Source organism: Desulfotomaculum copahuensis, from assembly GCF_001655685.1.
Classification (GTDB): Bacteria; Bacillota; Desulfotomaculia; order Desulfotomaculales; family Desulfovirgulaceae; genus Desulfotomaculum_G; species Desulfotomaculum_G copahuensis.
On the sequence record NZ_LYVF01000003.1, the window covers coordinates 1 to 334 of the forward strand.

Annotated in this window: 1 pseudogene; it reads left to right on the forward strand. The window is 58.1% G+C overall.

The window, feature by feature from the left end:
• Nucleotides 1-334, forward strand: a pseudogene (locus tag A6M21_RS00660) (IS200/IS605 family accessory protein TnpB-related protein); the annotation flags it as partial.

Consider the following 334-nt stretch of genomic DNA (forward strand, 5'->3'; position numbering starts at 1 on the left):
TTAACGGAGCGCCCTTCGCCGTGGAGCTAATCAGGGATAATGACGGCCGTTACCGGGCGCACATTACCTTTACCGTCACGGCGCCCAAAACGCTGACCAACCTCAACCGGGGCTATCTGGGTATGGACACCAACCCGGACGGAGTGGCACTGGCCAATGTCGGCTACACCGGCCAACCGGAACCCTGGCCGCAAGGATTTACCGTGCACTACCCGAAATCTCTGCACAAATTTGCCGGGGAGTTTCAGGTAACTGTACATCCGGACGGATTCCTCTACATCAAAATACCCGAACTGGCCTACAGCCGGGGCTACCGGCGCACCTACCTGATTGG